The sequence below is a fragment of the Pararobbsia silviterrae genome (assembly GCF_003628125.1).
GTDB lineage: Bacteria > Pseudomonadota > Gammaproteobacteria > Burkholderiales > Burkholderiaceae > Pararobbsia > Pararobbsia silviterrae.
On sequence record NZ_RBZU01000016.1, the window covers coordinates 26,046 to 41,277 of the forward strand.

A 15,232-nucleotide genomic window follows, 5' to 3' on the forward strand; every position below is an offset into this window, starting at 1 on the left:
GCGGGGCTCGGTGGGACGCAGAGACGGCGCGGCGAAGCGTTCGAAGGCGCCGATCGTCGCGCGATGCGCTGCGGCACGCGCGACGATCGGTGATGAGGTGTTCAGGCCGGCAGGATCCGCTCGTTCGCGAGCAGTTGTTCGAGCGTCTCGCGCTCGCGCGCGACGTGGACCGTCTTGCCGTCGACGATGACCTCGGCCGCCCGCGCACGCGTGTTGTAGTTCGAACTCATCGTGAAGCCGTATGCACCCGCCGAGCGGATCGCGAGCAGGTCGCCGGGTTCGAGCGCGAGCGCGCGATCGCGTCCGAGCCAGTCCCCGCTTTCGCAGACCGGACCCACGACGTCGTAAGTCGTCGCGGCGCCGTCGCGCGGCTTGACGGCATCGATTGCGTGATAGGCCTCGTACATCGCGGGACGCGCAAGATCGTTCATCGCCGCATCGACGATCGCGAAGTGCTTCACGGAGCCGGGCTTCAGATATTCGACGCGCGTAAGCAACACACCGGCGTTGCCGACGAGCGAGCGACCCGGTTCGAACAACACTTCGCGATGTCCGTGTCCGCGTTCCGCGATGCGATCGAGCACCGCTTTGACGAGTTCGCCGATTTCAGGCGGCGTCTCATCGTCATAGCGAATGCCGAGCCCGCCGCCGACATCGACGTGATGAATCGTCACGCCGTCGGCTTCGATCTGTTCGACGAGTCCCAACACTTTGTCGAGCGCGTCGAGATACGGGCTGATTTCGGTGATCTGCGAACCGATATGGCAATCGATGCCGACGATCGCGAGATGGCTCATGCGTGCCGCCGCGCGATAGGTCTCGCGCGCCTCTTCGAACGCGACCCCGAATTTGTTCGACTTGAGGCCCGTCGAGATATACGGATGCGTCTTCGGATCGACATCGGGATTCACGCGCAGCGACACCGGTGCGCGTTTGCCGAGTTCGGCCGCGACGGCATTGAGCCGGTCGAGTTCGGGGATCGATTCGACGTTGAAGCATTTGACGCCGGCCTCGAGCGCGACGCGCATTTCACCCGCCGTCTTGCCGACGCCCGAGAACACGATCCGATCGGCGCTCGCGCCGGCCTTGAGCGCACGTGCGAGTTCGCCGCCCGAGACGATGTCGAAGCCCGCGCCCGCGCGCGCGAACACATTGAGGACCGCGAGATTGCTATTGGCCTTCACGGCGACGTGAATCGATGCGCGTCGTCCTTCGCAGGCTTTCGCATAGGCGCGATAGGCAGTTTCGAGCGCGCCGCGCGAATAGACGTAAAGCGGGGTGCCGAAACGTTCGGCGAGTGAGGCGAGCGGCACGTTTTCCACGTGCAGCGCGCCGTCGATATATTCGAAGGGGCGGGCCATCGTCAGGGGTCAGTTCGACTTGAGTGTGTCGGAGTCGGGAGCGAGTTTGATCAGCGGGGGCTCTTGCGTCGTGTGCGTGTCGCTCGCGGCGGATGCGGCATTCGCGCCCGAAGTCGAATCGGCGGCGACGCGCGCGGGCGGCAGCGGCGGCACTTGCGGAAGATAGAGCGAGCCGCGTTGGCCGCATGCGGCCAATGCGGCGGCCATGGCGGCGAAAGCGACTACAATCGCGCTCAACCGAAAGACGACGCGCATGTCGGAACCCGGATCAAATAATCGGCGGAGTTTAGCATGACGGATAGTGAATACCTGGCGCTCGCGGAGGCCACGCTCGATGCGATCGAGCAGGCTGTCGACGACAGCGGCGCCGACATCGAGTGCGAACGCAGCGGCAATGTGCTCACGCTCGAATTCGAAACCGGCACGAAGATCATCGTGAATCTTCAGGCCGCGATGCATGAAATCTGGATCGCCGCGAAAGCCGGCGGTTTTCACTACCGGCATCGAGACGGGCAGTGGCTCGATACGCGCGACGGCAGCGAGTTGTTCGCGAGCCTGTCGTCGCTCGCGAGCGGTCAGGCCGGCGAATCCGTCGAGCTTGCCGCGCGCTGAGCGAACTGCACGCGCCGTGCACTCGGCGCGCGATCAGTGCCGGCGGAACAAGTTCATGATGTCCTGCTTCTCGGTCGGGGTGACCGATTCGGGCGTCGGCGGTGGCGCCGACGGGTAAGCGGCGGGCGGCGCGGCTTCGCCGGCCGTCAGCGTTGCGCTGGCTCCGCTCGTGCCGTTCGCCATGTCGGCGAGCGTCGCCTCGTCGACGCCGAGACTCGCGACAAAGCCGTTCCCCGGCGTCATCGCATCGTAGTAAAGCTCGTTGCCGATCGTCTCGACACCGGCCGGCATCGGCCACTGATACGGCGGGACGTCCTTGAGCGCGTGCCGCATGTAGTCGATCCAGATCGGCAGCGCGAGGCCGCCGCCCGTTTCCTTGTCGCCGAGACTGCGCGGCTGGTCGTACCCGATCCAGGCGATCGTCGCGATCGTGTGCTGAAAGCCCGCGAACCATGCGTCTCGCGAATCGTTCGTCGTACCGGTCTTGCCCGCGAGATCCGTGCGGCCGAGGACGTTGCTGCCCGCGCCCGTGCCGTGCTGAGCGACGGACTTGAGCAGACTCGTCATCACGTACTCGTTGCGCGGATCGATCGCGCGCGGCGCGTTGCTGCCTGCGACGAGCGGTTTGGCCGACGCGATCATGCGTCCCTGCTGGTCGCTCACTTCGGCGATCAGATACGGATTCACGCGATAACCGCCGTTCGCGAACACCGAGTAGGCGCTGGCCATCTGCAACGGTGTGACGAGGCCCGCGCCGAGCGCCATCGGAAGATAGGCCGGATGGCGGTCCGCATCGAAGCCGAAGCGCGTGATGTAGTTCTGCGCGTACTTCGGTCCGATGTACTGGAGGATCCGGATCGACACCATGTTCTTCGATTTTTGGAGCGCGGTGCGCATCGAGATCGGGCCGTCGTAGCCGCCCGCGTAGTTCTTCGGCGCCCAGGGCTCCTGCCCGGGGCCGTTGGGCGGGAAGTAGAGCGGCGCGTCGTTGACGATCGTCGCGGGGCCGATGCCCTTGTCGAGCGCGGCCGAATAGATGAACGGCTTGAAGCTCGAGCCCGGCTGGCGCCACGCTTGCGTCACGTGGTTGAACTTGTTCTTGCGGAAATCGAACCCGCCGACGAGCGCGCGAATCGCGCCGTCTTGCGGCGTGACGGAGATCAACGCCGCCTCGACCTGCGGCAACTGCGTGATCGCCCAGCTCGCGTCGGGCTTCTGCATGATGCGGATCACCGCACCCGGGCGCATCTTCGGCGTCGCCCCGGCTTTTGCGCCGAGCATGCCGAGCGCGGGCCGCAAGCCGTCGCCGTTGACCGTGACGATCACGCCGTCGCCGAGCGCGACCTGCAGGGCTTTCGGCGACGCCGCAAGCACGACGCCCGCGACAAGCTCGCCGTTGTCCGGATGCGCGTCGAGTGCGTCGTCGATCGCCTGATCGCGCTCGGCCGTGTCGTCGCCCGCGACCTCGGGCAGTTTGATATAGGCTTCCGGCCCGCGGTATCCGTGCCGGCTTTCGTAGGCCATGACGCCGCGCCGAATCGCCTCGTAGGCCGTTTGCTGATCCGCCGAGTCGATCGTCGTCGTGACGTCGAGGCCCAGCGTGTACGCATCCTCGTGATACTGCGCGACCATCAACTGGCGCACCATTTCGGCGACGTATTCGGCGTGCACCGTGTATTGCGTGTTCTGCTGAGCGCGCGTGCGAATGGGTTCGCGCACCGCGTCGTCGTATTGCGCCTGCGTGATGAACCCGAGATCGAGCATGCGTTTGAGGATGTACGCCTGCCGGATTTTCGCGCGCTCGGGATTCACGATCGGGTTGTAGGCGGACGGCGCCTTGGGCAGCCCCGCGAGCATCGCGGCCTGCGCGAGCGACACGTCGCGCAGGTCCTTGCCGAAGTAGACGCGCGAGGCGGCGGCGAATCCGTATGCTCGCTGCCCGAGATAGATCTGGTTCATATACAACTCGAGGATCTGATCTTTCGACAGGGCGGCCTCGATCTTGTACGCGAGCAGCATCTCGTAGATCTTGCGCGTATAGGTTTTTTCGCTCGACAGGAAGAAGTTACGCGCGACCTGCATCGTGATCGTGCTCGCGCCCTGGGCGCTCTCGCCCTTCGTGAAGTTCGCCATGCCCGCGCGCAATACGCCCTGGATGTCGACGCCGCCGTGCTCGTAATAGCGCGCGTCTTCGATCGCGAGCACCGCGTGTTTGACGTTGTCGGGAATTTGCTTGAGCGGCATGAAGCGCCGGCGCTCTTCGCCGAATTCGCCGATCTGCACGTGGTCGGCCGTAAAGATGCGCAGCGGCTCCTTCGGGTGGTAGGCCGTGATCGCGTCGAGCGAGGGCAGATTCGGCGCCATGACGATCAACGCGAACACGCCGGCGAGGACGGGGACGGCCACGAGCCCGACGAGCAGCGCAGCGAGGGCAATCAGGATCCGCGCGGGCCACGAACGTTTGCGCGGCTTCTTGGGGGAGGGCGGGGCGGCGCCCGACGCGCTCGGCGGGGCGTCGTGTTCCGACGCGGATTCCACGGACATCGGCGCCCGATTCGCCTCCCGGCGCACGCTCGCGTGTTCGTCAGGCGTCCCCGGCCGATGTTCGGCGCCGTGGGGGCGATCTGGATCACGCGGGGAGGCGGGATCGGGCGAGTCGTGAGGGTCCATGGAGAACGGGAGGCGCGAAACCCGGCAATTAGAGGGGTGACCTTACAACATCCTTTCTCGGTTTTCGTTTCTCTTTTTTGCGGCGCATGTCGCACGTCCATGTCCGTGCAAGTGTCGCTCAAGCTCATGCTTTGAGCACATCGGCGCGTCGTCGGTTCGACGCGTGCCCATCTGTTGGCCGAACGGCTGAATGTTCGCGACGGGCCTCGATCGACACAATGGTTCGCAACGGATCGCCACGCAAATCGCGTGCCGTTGCGCCGCTCGGCTCGAGCGGCGCCATTCACCGGGAGAAAGGCATGCGCATCGGGTTCAATGGGCCGCCGCTCAACTATGCGGCGGGGATCGAGATCGACGCGGGATCGATCCGCGCGGTCGTACTCGGGCACGGACGCTCCGACGATCACGCATCGCCGTGGCTGCGGGTCGTGCGCGCAAGTCATGTGTCGATCCCCGACGGTGCGATGTCGGGCACCGATATCCTCGAACCGCGCGCGGTCGCGCGTGCGATCGTCGACGCGTTCGGCGGCGCCGATCAGCTCACGCGGTGGTCGAACGCGCATCTGACGCTCGGCTTGCCGCCGTGCGCGGTGTTGATTCGTTCGGTTGCGCTATCGGATTTGACGCGACACCCGTGGATCGATGACGTCTGCGGCGGCAGGCAGGTGCGATGCGGGCGTGAACTGGGTCTCGACTGGTTCGAGGAGCGCGTGTTGCGCGAAGCGGAATGCGTGATGTCGCTCGATCGCGACGCGCTCTGCGTCGACTGGTTTCGCTGCGTCGCGACCGACGGCAGCGAACACGCGACGATCATCGCGACGACGCGTCAGCATGTCGAATCGCGCGTCGAAGCGGCCGCGCTTTCCGGACTGCGTGTCGCGATCGTCGACGGCAATGCCGAAGCGGCGCTGCGCGCATGCCGGTTCTGGGTCCAGCGGCGCAGTGCGGCCGAGACGACCTATGCCGTGATCTGGGGCGGCGCGGCGCACGTGCGCATCTGGTGCGTGCATGACCAGGCTGTCGAGATGGCGCTCGACGGCGAGACGGACGCGCATTTGCAGCGGCTCGCGTGCTGGGCGCGCGAGCGCAAGCCGGGCGTGATCGTCGTGGCGCTCGACGACGCGGCGTGCGCGCGGAGCCGGTTCGCGACATCCGGCGTGGCGAGCGAGATCGGTTGCGAGACCGACCGCTTCAGTCTCGGGCAGTGCTGCGCTGGCCTCGAGCCTCAGACGCCCGCGCTTCGCGCGAATGGATACGCGGTCGCATTCGGACTCGCGCTGCGAGGGATCCAATGACGGCGTCGACCGATATCAATCTGATGCCATGCCGAATGCGGCGCGTCGAGCGCCGTCGACGTGCGATGGTATGCGAATGGATGCTCGCGGGTGCGCTCGGCGTGCTGGGTGCGTGGATCGCGCAGCAGGCTGCGCGTGCGAGCGACGTTCAGGCCGTGAGCGAAAGCGAGCATGATCGGCGTCGTGGTCGCGGGGACGCTGCGCGCGTCGAGATCGCGAGCCGCGGCGATGCTTCGGTGAATCCGCGCGCGCAGGCGAGCTCGGACATCGAGGACAACGCGAGGCTCGATGAGCCGGCACCGCCTGATCCGATCGTTGTGCGCCTCGAATCGCTCGCACGGCTCGCCACGGTCCATCCGCCGATCGCACTGGACGCCGTGACGTTCGACGCCGAAGGATTCGACGTGCGGGGCACGGCCCGCAGTACGCGGGATCTCGCGCAATGGATGGCGGCACTGGATCGAGACGAGCGGTTCGCCTCGACCCTTATCGGTACGGCGGAACGCGATGCCGAACGCGTGCGCTTTCGCGCGCATGCGAATCGTCGCGCCGACGACGTGCGATCGCTGGACGCCGTGTCGGGCGAACGGGCATCGAGCGAGTCCGATGGGTCGGGAGCGCACACGTGAACGTCCCGACGCGCGCGATCGAACGATGGCGACACGCGCGGACGTCGCTTCGTGAGCCGATTCATTGGTGGGGTTGGCGCAGGCGATTCGTGGTCGGCGCATGCGCATTCGGAATCGCGTTCTGGATCGGGTACGGTCTGCTGTTCCCCCGAACATTCGGCGAGATCGACGTGTCGGGAGCTTCGACTGCTTCGATGCGTACCGATGCGAGCGACATATCGACGGAGTCGGCGGCGGCGGGTCGCGGGGCCGATCGTGAGGCGTCGCGGCGGCGTGTGACGCCGCGCGCATCTGGCGCGCATGTCGACTTGCATACGAGCGCTCCAGGTATGGATTCGGATCGGCACGGCGACGACACCGGCGTGCTCGCCGCACAGGCGGAACGCGCAGGCTTGATCGTCGATCGGATCGAGCGTCCGGCGACCGGTTCGCATCGCACGTTATCCATCGCGGCGCACGGCGGGTTCGCCGCGGCGCGCGCGTGGATCGCGGACGTGAATCGGAGCGGCGTCCCTTTCGCGCTTGAGCGTCTGGAGATCGTGCGCGTGCGGCGTGCAGCCGGCGAACGGCACGTGTCGAGCGTGCCGGATGCGACGATCCATGCGCTTCGTCCCGAACGTGTGCTCGATGAAGCCGATCCGCATGCGCGGGCGAGACGCGCAGCGAGAGACGACGCGGCGGTCACGATTTCCGCGGAATTTGGCGTGGTCGATCCCGATGTCGCGCGTGCGCGAACGGCGGCCTCACATGTTGCGATGGACAGCGCCGTCGCCGACGACAGGCGTGCGGCGTTTTGGATCGATGATCCGTTTGACCGAAGCCGATTTGCGGATGTCCGCGTGGCCGGGCGGATCCGCGGCGCCACGCGATCGGTCTCGCTCGTGCTGAGCGGCGAAGACGCGCGCATTCCGGTGGCGGATGCCATGGATACGGCTTTGGCGTCGACGTCCGATTGGGCATCGAGTCCGTCTTCGGCGCTGAACCCAGCTTCGGGGCAAGCTCCGGCTCCGACGTCGCCGCTCGCTTCGGTCACGAATTGGGATTCGGCTTCTGCTTCGGAATGGCTTCAGGGGCCCGTTTCGATGCCGGCTGCGCCGGCGCCGTCGTCGCCATCCCCCGCTCCTTCGCCGCCGTGCGGTTCGGACGATGATGCGCGTTGTGCTTTGAACCCCGCCGACGTAGCGTCGCGCGGCGACGCGCAGGGGGCATGATGAGCGTGCATTCGGGGCCTAGCGCTCGGTATGCGGCGGATCTCGCGAGCCGTGCGCGCGCAGCCAGGCGCGTCGCGTTCGCGATGTCCGCGCGCACGAGGCGATGGATGGCCTCGGGAGGGCGGCACGCGCCGATGGTCGCGATCCTCGCGCATCTTTTGGCCGCGTATGGGGTGGCCTTCGCGTCACCGCCGATCGCGGCGGCCGCGGCGCCGAGCGATTCGATCGCCGCCCCGCCCACGCCCTTCGCGATGCCGGGCCCGGTCGCCGTCCGGCCGCCACTGCCCGCCACGCGGACGCCGGACACGTACGCCGCCGAGACGCGCGGCACGAAGGTCGAGGTCGACGCCGCGCTGCCCGACCCGGGCATCCTGAGCCTCGATTTCGACGCGGCGCCGCTCGCTCAGGTCATCAAGGTCTTCGCCGATTTTGCCGGCGTCAACATCGTGTTGGCCGACACCGTGCGCGGCACGGTGACCCTTCATCTGCAGCACGTCGGATGGCGTCACGCCTTCGAGGCGCTGCTCGACGCGCACGGACTCGTCGCGCGGCGACATGGTCCGATTCTCTGGTTGCTCCCGGCCGACCAGATCGCGAGCCGCGAACGCCGATCCGCCGATTCCGAGATGCATCTGGCGCTCGCCGAAGCGCTCGGCACCGACGCCTACGAACTGCACTACCTCGGCGCCGACGCGGCCCGCCAATTGATCGCGGGGGCGGGCAACGCACGCCTGCTCTCGCGGCGCGGCGCGGCGCGGCAAGCGCCGACGCGCGGACGAACCAGCTTTTCGTGAACGATACGGTCTCCAGTCTCGCGAGAATTCGCGAGGTCATCGAACGCGCCGACCGCCCGACGCGCCAAGTGCTGATCGAAGCGCGCATCGTCGAGGCCGAAGACGGCTTCGGGCACCAGCTCGGCGCGCGCCTGTCGCTGCTGGGCGCCGGCACGACGATCGGCGCCGCCGCCCATGCCGCAGCCAATGGCGAACCGGCGACGGTGTTCGCCTCAGGGCCGCAATCGCTTGAGCCGGGATCGTTCCACGCCGCGCGCGGACGTCGTTCGAGCTCATCACCGAGTTCCGGCGCCGCCGGGGCGGACGGCCGTGAAGCGGGTGGGGGCTCGGATGTGCCCGAGGCGATCGTCGGCGCCGTCGGCACCTTGTACAGCCTGCCGGCCGGCGCGCTTGCGGGCTTCGGTGCGGCGGGCGCGGGCCTCGCGCTGCTGTCGGTCGGCGCGCAGCGCATTCTGGCGCTCGAACTCAGCGCGCTCGAGGCCGACGGGCGCGGACGCATCGTGTCGAGCCCGCGCATCGTGACGTCCGATCGCATCAAGGCGGTCATCGAGCAGGGTACCGAGCTTCCCTATCAGGCCGTCAACGGCGAAAAGGTGTCGGGCGTCCAGTTTCGGCGCGCCGGGCTCAAGCTCGAGGTCACACCGCAGATCACCCCGATCGGACACGTCATGCTCGACCTCGATATCACGAAGGACACCGTGGGCGCGCAAACCCTGTCGGGCCCCGCGATCAACACGAAACACGTGCGCACCCAGGTGCAGGTCGAAAATGGCGGCACGGTGGCGATCGGCGGCATCTATATCCAGGATGAGCGCGACGACACCGTCGGCATCCCGGGTTTGGGCACGCTTCCCGTCATCGGCGCGTTATTTCGCCGACATGCGACGAGCCGGACGAAAAGTGAATTGATCGTTTTTATTACCCCGAATGTCGTCGCAGGCCCGCCGGACGGGCCGCAGGCGCATCCGGTGACCGGCTCGCCCACGCGCCTCCAGGATGCCGCGGGCTCGACAAAACCGGCAGATTCCTCTTTAATTCCGCCGACTTGAATGTAATTTGCGAGGCATATCTTGGAAGACCCCAAGGCCCGCGCCAATGTGTTCTTCATCGGGCTGATGGGTGCGGGGAAAACGACAGTGGGGCGCGCGGTCGCGAAACGGCTCGATCGGCCGTTCTACGACTCCGATCATGAAATCGAGGCGCGTACGGGCGTCAAGATCCCGTTTATTTTCGAACGCGAAGGCGAAGCGGGCTTTCGTGCGCGCGAATCGCTCGTGCTCGATGAATTGACGCAACGTGACGGGATCGTTCTCGCAACGGGCGGCGGCGCCGTGCTCGCGCCGCATAATCGCTCGTGGCTGAACCAGCGGGGGCTCGTGATCTACCTGCGCGCGCATCCGCACGACCTCTGGCTTCGTACGCGGCGCGACAAGAACCGTCCGCTGCTTCAGACCGATGACCCGCGCGCGCGTCTCGAATCGCTTTATACGGTTCGCGACCCGCTTTACCGCGAGTGCGCGCATTACACGATCGAGACGGGCCGGCCGTCGGTCAACGCCCTCGTCAACATGGTGCTCATGCAACTCGAAGTCGCGGGAATGACGATTCCGCCGGCCGCGTTGACCTGAGCGATTCGAGCGCCGCGCACGCCGCGGCGTCGCGGCTGCGCGCTGTCATCTGGAGTGCGCGCCGAGTGCGTCATAATGTCGCCATGATTACCGTTACCGTCGACCTCGGCCAGCGCGCCTACCCGATCCATATCGGCCCCGCCCTCATCGATCGCACCGATCTGTTCGAGCCGCACGTGCGCGGCAAGACGGTCGCCATCGTCACGAACGAGACCGTCGAGCCGCTTTATGCCGCTCGACTCGAAGCGACGCTGGCGCCGCTCGGGAAAACGATCATCCGGATCGTGCTGCCCGATGGCGAAGCGCACAAGAACTGGGAAACGCTGAACCGGATCTTCGATCGGCTGCTCGCCGAACGCGCCGATCGCAAAACCACGCTGATCGCGCTCGGCGGCGGCGTCATCGGCGATATGACGGGCTTTGCCGCAGCGTCGTATATGCGCGGCATTCCGTTTATCCAGGTCCCGACGACGCTGCTCGCGCAGGTCGATTCGTCCGTGGGCGGAAAAACGGGGATCAATCATCCGCTCGGCAAGAACATGATCGGCGCGTTCTATCAGCCGCAGGCGGTGATCGCCGATTCGGCGGTTCTGCGCTCGCTGCCGCCGCGCGAGCTGGCGGCCGGGATCGCGGAAGTCATCAAGACCGCGGCGATCGCCGACCATGCGTTCTTCAGCTGGGTCGAGTCGAATATCGAAGCCTTGTCGAATTACGATCAGGCTGCGCTCGCGGTCGCGGTTCGGCGCTCGTGCGAGGTCAAGGCCAAGGTGGTCGGCGAAGACGAACGTGAGGGCGGCATCCGCGCGATTCTCAATTTCGGCCATACGTTCGGCCACGCGATCGAAGCGGGTCTCGGTTACGGCGAATGGCTGCACGGCGAAGCCGTCGGCTGCGGCATGGTCATGGCCGCGGATCTCTCGGCGCGGCTCGGCCTGCTGAGCGAGGCGTCGCGCGAGCGGATCGTCAACGTCACGCGCGGCGCGAAGCTGCCGGTGCGCGCGCCCGCGCTCGGCGAGGAGCGTTATATCGATCTCATGCGCGTCGACAAGAAAGCCGAGGGCGGCGAGATCAAATTCATCCTGCTCAAGAAGATCGGCGAAGCGGTGATCACCGGGGTGCCCGAAGCGGAGCTGCGCGCGACGCTCGCCGCTTCGATCTAGGTCCGTCCGCGGCGCGTGGGCGATGCAAACGCGTCATCGGACACTCGACACAAGGGGGCGGTAGTGGCGGTAGTCGATAGTTCCGCGGAGCCGCAGACGCGGCGCGATCCCTCCCTCGACTGGGAGGCGCACCTCGCGCCCTACGCGGCGCGCTCGGCGACGTCGCGTGGTCGCCGATTCCCCGAGCCGAAGCCGGCCGCGCGCACCGAGTTTCAGCGCGACCGCGATCGGATCATTCATTCGACCGCATTCCGCCGCCTCGAATACAAGACCCAGGTCTTCGTCAATCACGAGGGCGACCTGTTCCGCACACGGCTCACGCACAGCCTCGAAGTCGCGCAAATCGCACGGTCGGTCGCGCGCAATCTGTGTCTCAACGAAGATCTCGTCGAAGCGATCTCGCTCGCGCACGATCTCGGCCATACGCCGTTCGGCCATGCGGGACAGGATGCGTTGAATGCGTGCATGCGCGAGCATGGCGGGTTCGAACACAATCTGCAGAGCCTCGCGGTCGTCGACGAACTCGAGGAGCACTACGGCGCGTTCGACGGCCTGAATCTGTGCTTCGAAACGCGCGAGGGCATTCTCAAGCATTGCTCGCGCGAGAACGCGGCGCGGCTTGGCGAACTCGGCGAACGGTTCCTGCACGGACGACAGCCTTCGCTCGAAGCGCAGATCGCGAATCTCGCCGACGAGGTCGCCTACAACAACCACGATCTCGACGACGGCTTGCGTTCCGGTCTGCTCGAACTCGACCAACTCGACGAACTCGAGATCTGGCGCGTCCATCATCGCGCCACGCTTGCGGCTTTTCCGCAGATCACGGGGCGCCGGATGATCCATGAAACGATCCGGCGCATGATCAACGCGCTCGTCGTCGATCTGATCGACGCGACCGCGGCCCGTATCGACGCATGTGGGCCCGTGAGCATCGACGACGTGCGCAATGCGCCGTTGCTTGTCAAACATGGTCCCGAGATCGCGGCGCAGGCGCTTGAACTCAAGCGCTTCCTGTTCAGAAATCTCTATCGTCATTACCGCGTGATGCGGATGGCGAGCAAGGCCGGCCGCATCATCGAGAGCCTGTTCAACGCGTTCGCCGCCGACAAGCGGCTGTTGCCGTCGCCTTATCAGGCCGAGGATCCCGCGCAGCAACCGAGGCGGATCGCGCACTATATCGCGGGCATGACGGACCGCTACGCGATGAAGGAATACCGGCGCTTGTTCGTGGTCGACGAAACGTGAGCGAGCCGATCCCCGGGGGATCCGGCCGTGAACGGTCCAATACGAGCGCGCCGAGGGGAACGATTCAATGCGAGCGACCCGGCACGGGCGGCCTGACATGGGTGACCGGACAAAGGCGATCCGACGTGAGGGCGTCTACATGAGGAAGCCGGCATGAGGGAGTTCACATCAGTGAGTCCACAAGAGCGAGTCCGCATGAGCGAGTCCACATGAGCGAGTCCACATGAGTGAGCCGATCGCGTGGTCGTATCCGCATGTCGTCGCCCATCGGTGCGGCGGTGTGCTCGCGCCCGAGAATACGCTCGCGGGGCTCGATCAAGCCGTGCGTCATCAGGTCGCGATGGTCGAGTTCGATGCGAAGTTGTCGAGCGACGACGTGCCGTTTCTGCTGCACGACGACGATGTCGATCGGACGAGCGACGGACACGGGCCGGCGGCGCGTTTGTCGTACGCGGCGCTGTCGAAACTCGATGCGGGGCGGTGGTTCGACGCGTCGTATGCGGGCGAACGCATGCCGACCCTCGAATCCGTCGCGCGACGATGCATTGCGCTGGGTCTTCAGGCGAATGTCGAGATCAAGCCGTGTCCGGGCCGCGACGCGGAGACCGGCACGCGTGTCGCGCGTGCCGTGCAGGCCTACTGGGCCGACGCGCCGGTCCAGCCGTTGCTCTCGTCGTTTTCGGAAACGGCGCTCGCCGCCGCGCGCGATGCCGCGCCCGAACTCCCGCGCGGCATGTTGTTCGGCGCGCTTCCCGACGACTGGGCGCAGTGCGTGTGGCGCTTGCGATGCGTGTCGGTTCATCTGGATCACACGGATCTCGACGCGGCGCGCGTCGCCGCGTTGCGCGAGGCGGGCTATCGGACGCTCGTCTACACGGTCAACGATCTCGAACGCGCACGCACGCTTGTCGCCTGGGGCGTCGATGCGATCTGCACGGACCGCATCGATCGGATCAACGCGCTGACGCTGTCGGTTTGAGGGCGAGCGCGGACGCGAGGTGTCGTGCGGCCACGCGACCTGCGATGGGCCCGGACCGCATCGATGGGATCGATGCGCTGACGCCGTTGATTTGAAGGCGAGCGCCGACGCAAGGTGTCGCGCGGCCGCGCGTCCTGCGATGGGCTCGGGCCGCATCGACGGGAGCGATGCGCGGATCTCGCGGTGACGACGCGCGACAAACACGCGCGCACCTCAGCACTTGCCGCAGCACCCCTGCCAGCTCAGCGCGTCGTGATCTCAGTGCGTCGTCTTTCGCCCGAGCACCGCGCCCACCAAGAGCGCGACACCGGCGAACGCCGCGATCGTCTGCCACGGCTTCTCGTGAACGAATTCATCGGTTTGATTGAATGCGGCGCGCGCACGCTCGCGTGCGATGTCGCGCGTCGCGTCGAGCTTCTCGCGTGCGGTGTTGACGCGCTCGCGAATCTGACCGCGCAACGTCGCGATATCGGCGTGCGTGCCGTCGGCGAGGCAGGCCTGAAGTTCGTCGATCAGCGTGCGCAATTCGTCGCCGATATCATTCGCGGCGTGCTTGCCGCGACGCGCGATGCGCTTCATGTGCCGGCGCGTGGCATGCATCGAATCGTCGACGGCATCCCGGGTGTGGACAAACGCGGTCATGGAGTTCTCCTATCGATGAACGAAAACACCGCGCGAAGTGCGCGATGCCGTCCTCGACCAGCAAGCCGGGTGCCTGCCCTGACGCAGGCGCTTGCGCCGAGCGCCGAGCGCCGAGCGCCATCCCGTGCGCGAGGCAGGGCGCACGCCAAAGAAAACGCCCGCACACGAGGTGTGCGGGCGATCAATCCCTGCTGGGTTGTTGTGCTTGTTCGATACGCCCCGCGTGCGTGACGCGGCGCGCGCGCCGATCAGAACTTGTAACCGACGTTGATGTACGAAATGATCGGGTTCAGCTTGATGTCGGCCTTCGAGACACTGTTCAGCTTGCCGACGAGCGACTGCGATTGCGGCGTGTAGAGCGTCGCGGTCGTCTTCAGCGGCATATACGACAGCGACCAGCCCGCGTACCAGTGGTCCGTGATCTGGAACGTGAAACCGCCGTTGAACACCGCCGCCCACTTGTTTTCGACGCTGACGGTCGTCGGACCGTTGAGGATCGCGACGTTGCTGATGAACGACTGATTCGTGATCTGCGCGTCCGAGAACCACACGCGCGAGACGCCGATGCCCAGATACGGCCGCAGACGCTGCGTGGCCTGGCCGAAATAATATTTGAGCAGCAGCGTCGGGCTCCATTGCCGGACCTGGCCGAGTTCGCCGAACGCCGCGAGCTGGCCTTCGCCGCTCAGATAGAACTTCGGCGGCACGCCCATCACGCCTTCGACCGCGATGTTGTCGGTGACGAAATACGTGCCCGTGAAGCCGATCGTGTCCGCATCGCTGACCGCCGCGCCCGTATTCGCGATCGGGTCGTTGAATGTCGTGCCGCCGCGCGAAACGAGCGTGAACGGACTGCTTTGGTCTTGCGGCGAGAGGTGGAACCACCCGGTGCTCAGAATGAAGCTGCCAGCCGACTGCGCGTGCGCGGCGCCCGCGCAGGCCAACGCCATCGCCCCCGCAGCGATGATCTTGTAGTTCATTGTCTCCTCCTTATGAAAGCGGAATC

14 protein-coding genes and 1 pseudogene are annotated in these 15,232 nt (G+C 66.3%); 10 read left to right on the top strand and 5 right to left on the bottom strand.

Annotated elements, in window-relative coordinates; translation table 11 throughout:
* Positions 1-101: 101 nt before the first annotated feature.
* Together lysA and lptM are read right to left on the bottom strand one after the other, a co-directional pair.
* Positions 102-1,361: a diaminopimelate decarboxylase gene (gene lysA / locus D7S86_RS25535; protein ID WP_166444163.1), complete on the bottom strand. Its 1,260-nt coding sequence runs from the start codon at positions 1,359-1,361 to the stop codon at positions 102-104.
* 9 nt (positions 1,362-1,370) lie between these two features.
* Positions 1,371-1,616 carry an LPS translocon maturation chaperone LptM gene (gene lptM, locus D7S86_RS25540; RefSeq protein ID WP_121090753.1) on the bottom strand — a complete coding sequence of 82 codons (246 nt, stop codon included), beginning with the start codon at positions 1,614-1,616 and terminating at the stop codon, positions 1,371-1,373.
* Positions 1,617-1,652: 36 nt separating this feature from the next.
* Here lptM and cyaY point away from each other — a divergent pair, with 36 nt between their 5' ends.
* Entirely contained in the window at positions 1,653-1,973 is a 321-nt protein-coding gene (cyaY, locus tag D7S86_RS25545) for an iron donor protein CyaY (protein WP_121090754.1), read from the top strand.
* A gap of 33 nt (positions 1,974-2,006) precedes the next feature.
* Here cyaY and D7S86_RS25550 read toward each other — a convergent pair whose 3' ends face one another.
* The gene (locus tag D7S86_RS25550; protein ID WP_121090755.1) at positions 2,007-4,517 is read right to left on the bottom strand and encodes a penicillin-binding protein 1A; all 2,511 of its coding nucleotides are present in this window, start codon (positions 4,515-4,517) and stop codon (positions 2,007-2,009) included.
* A gap of 425 nt (positions 4,518-4,942) precedes the next feature.
* Here D7S86_RS25550 and D7S86_RS25555 point away from each other — a divergent pair, with 425 nt between their 5' ends.
* The 9 genes and pseudogenes from D7S86_RS25555 to ugpQ all read left to right on the top strand — a co-directional run bounded on the left by D7S86_RS25555 (position 4,943) and on the right by ugpQ (position 13,584).
* Entirely contained in the window at positions 4,943-5,938 is a 996-nt protein-coding gene (locus D7S86_RS25555; protein WP_147432475.1) for a type IV pilus biogenesis protein PilM, read from the top strand.
* Positions 5,939-6,003: 65 nt separating this feature from the next.
* Positions 6,004-6,567, top strand: coding sequence for a hypothetical protein (locus tag D7S86_RS25560; protein ID WP_147432476.1), 564 nt, complete (start codon positions 6,004-6,006; stop codon positions 6,565-6,567).
* Between the two features lie 329 nt (positions 6,568-6,896).
* The gene (locus tag D7S86_RS25565; protein WP_147432477.1) at positions 6,897-7,778 is read left to right on the top strand and encodes a hypothetical protein; all 882 of its coding nucleotides are present in this window, start codon (positions 6,897-6,899) and stop codon (positions 7,776-7,778) included.
* A gap of 107 nt (positions 7,779-7,885) precedes the next feature.
* Positions 7,886-8,572, top strand: a complete 687-nt coding sequence (locus tag D7S86_RS30710) for a type IV pilus secretin PilQ (protein ID WP_158602089.1) — start codon at positions 7,886-7,888, stop codon at positions 8,570-8,572.
* Positions 8,539-9,621, top strand: a pseudogene (locus D7S86_RS30715) (type IV pilus secretin PilQ); the annotation flags it as partial. The gene D7S86_RS30710 and the pseudogene D7S86_RS30715, both read left to right, overlap by 34 nt.
* Before the next feature lie 66 nt (positions 9,622-9,687).
* Entirely contained in the window at positions 9,688-10,200 is a 513-nt protein-coding gene (locus tag D7S86_RS25575; RefSeq protein ID WP_121090866.1) for a shikimate kinase, read from the top strand.
* 83 nt (positions 10,201-10,283) lie between these two features.
* Positions 10,284-11,360, top strand: coding sequence for a 3-dehydroquinate synthase (aroB, locus tag D7S86_RS25580; protein ID WP_121090760.1), 1,077 nt, complete (start codon positions 10,284-10,286; stop codon positions 11,358-11,360).
* Positions 11,361-11,423: 63 nt separating this feature from the next.
* Positions 11,424-12,605 (top strand): deoxyguanosinetriphosphate triphosphohydrolase, encoded by a 1,182-nt coding sequence (locus D7S86_RS25585; protein ID WP_166444165.1) that lies wholly within the window; start codon positions 11,424-11,426, stop codon positions 12,603-12,605.
* A 223-nt stretch (positions 12,606-12,828) separates the two neighbouring features.
* Positions 12,829-13,584, top strand: a complete 756-nt coding sequence (gene ugpQ / locus D7S86_RS25590) for a glycerophosphodiester phosphodiesterase (RefSeq protein WP_121090762.1) — start codon at positions 12,829-12,831, stop codon at positions 13,582-13,584.
* A gap of 258 nt (positions 13,585-13,842) precedes the next feature.
* Here the strand turns inward: ugpQ and D7S86_RS25595 are convergent, their stop codons facing one another.
* Complete coding sequence (locus D7S86_RS25595) at positions 13,843-14,226, bottom strand: ElaB/YgaM/YqjD family protein (RefSeq protein WP_121090763.1); 384 nt, start codon at positions 14,224-14,226, stop codon at positions 13,843-13,845.
* 248 nt (positions 14,227-14,474) lie between these two features.
* Positions 14,475-15,206: an OmpW/AlkL family protein gene (locus D7S86_RS25600; RefSeq protein ID WP_121090764.1), complete on the bottom strand. Its 732-nt coding sequence runs from the start codon at positions 15,204-15,206 to the stop codon at positions 14,475-14,477.
* Positions 15,207-15,232 lie beyond the last annotated feature (26 nt).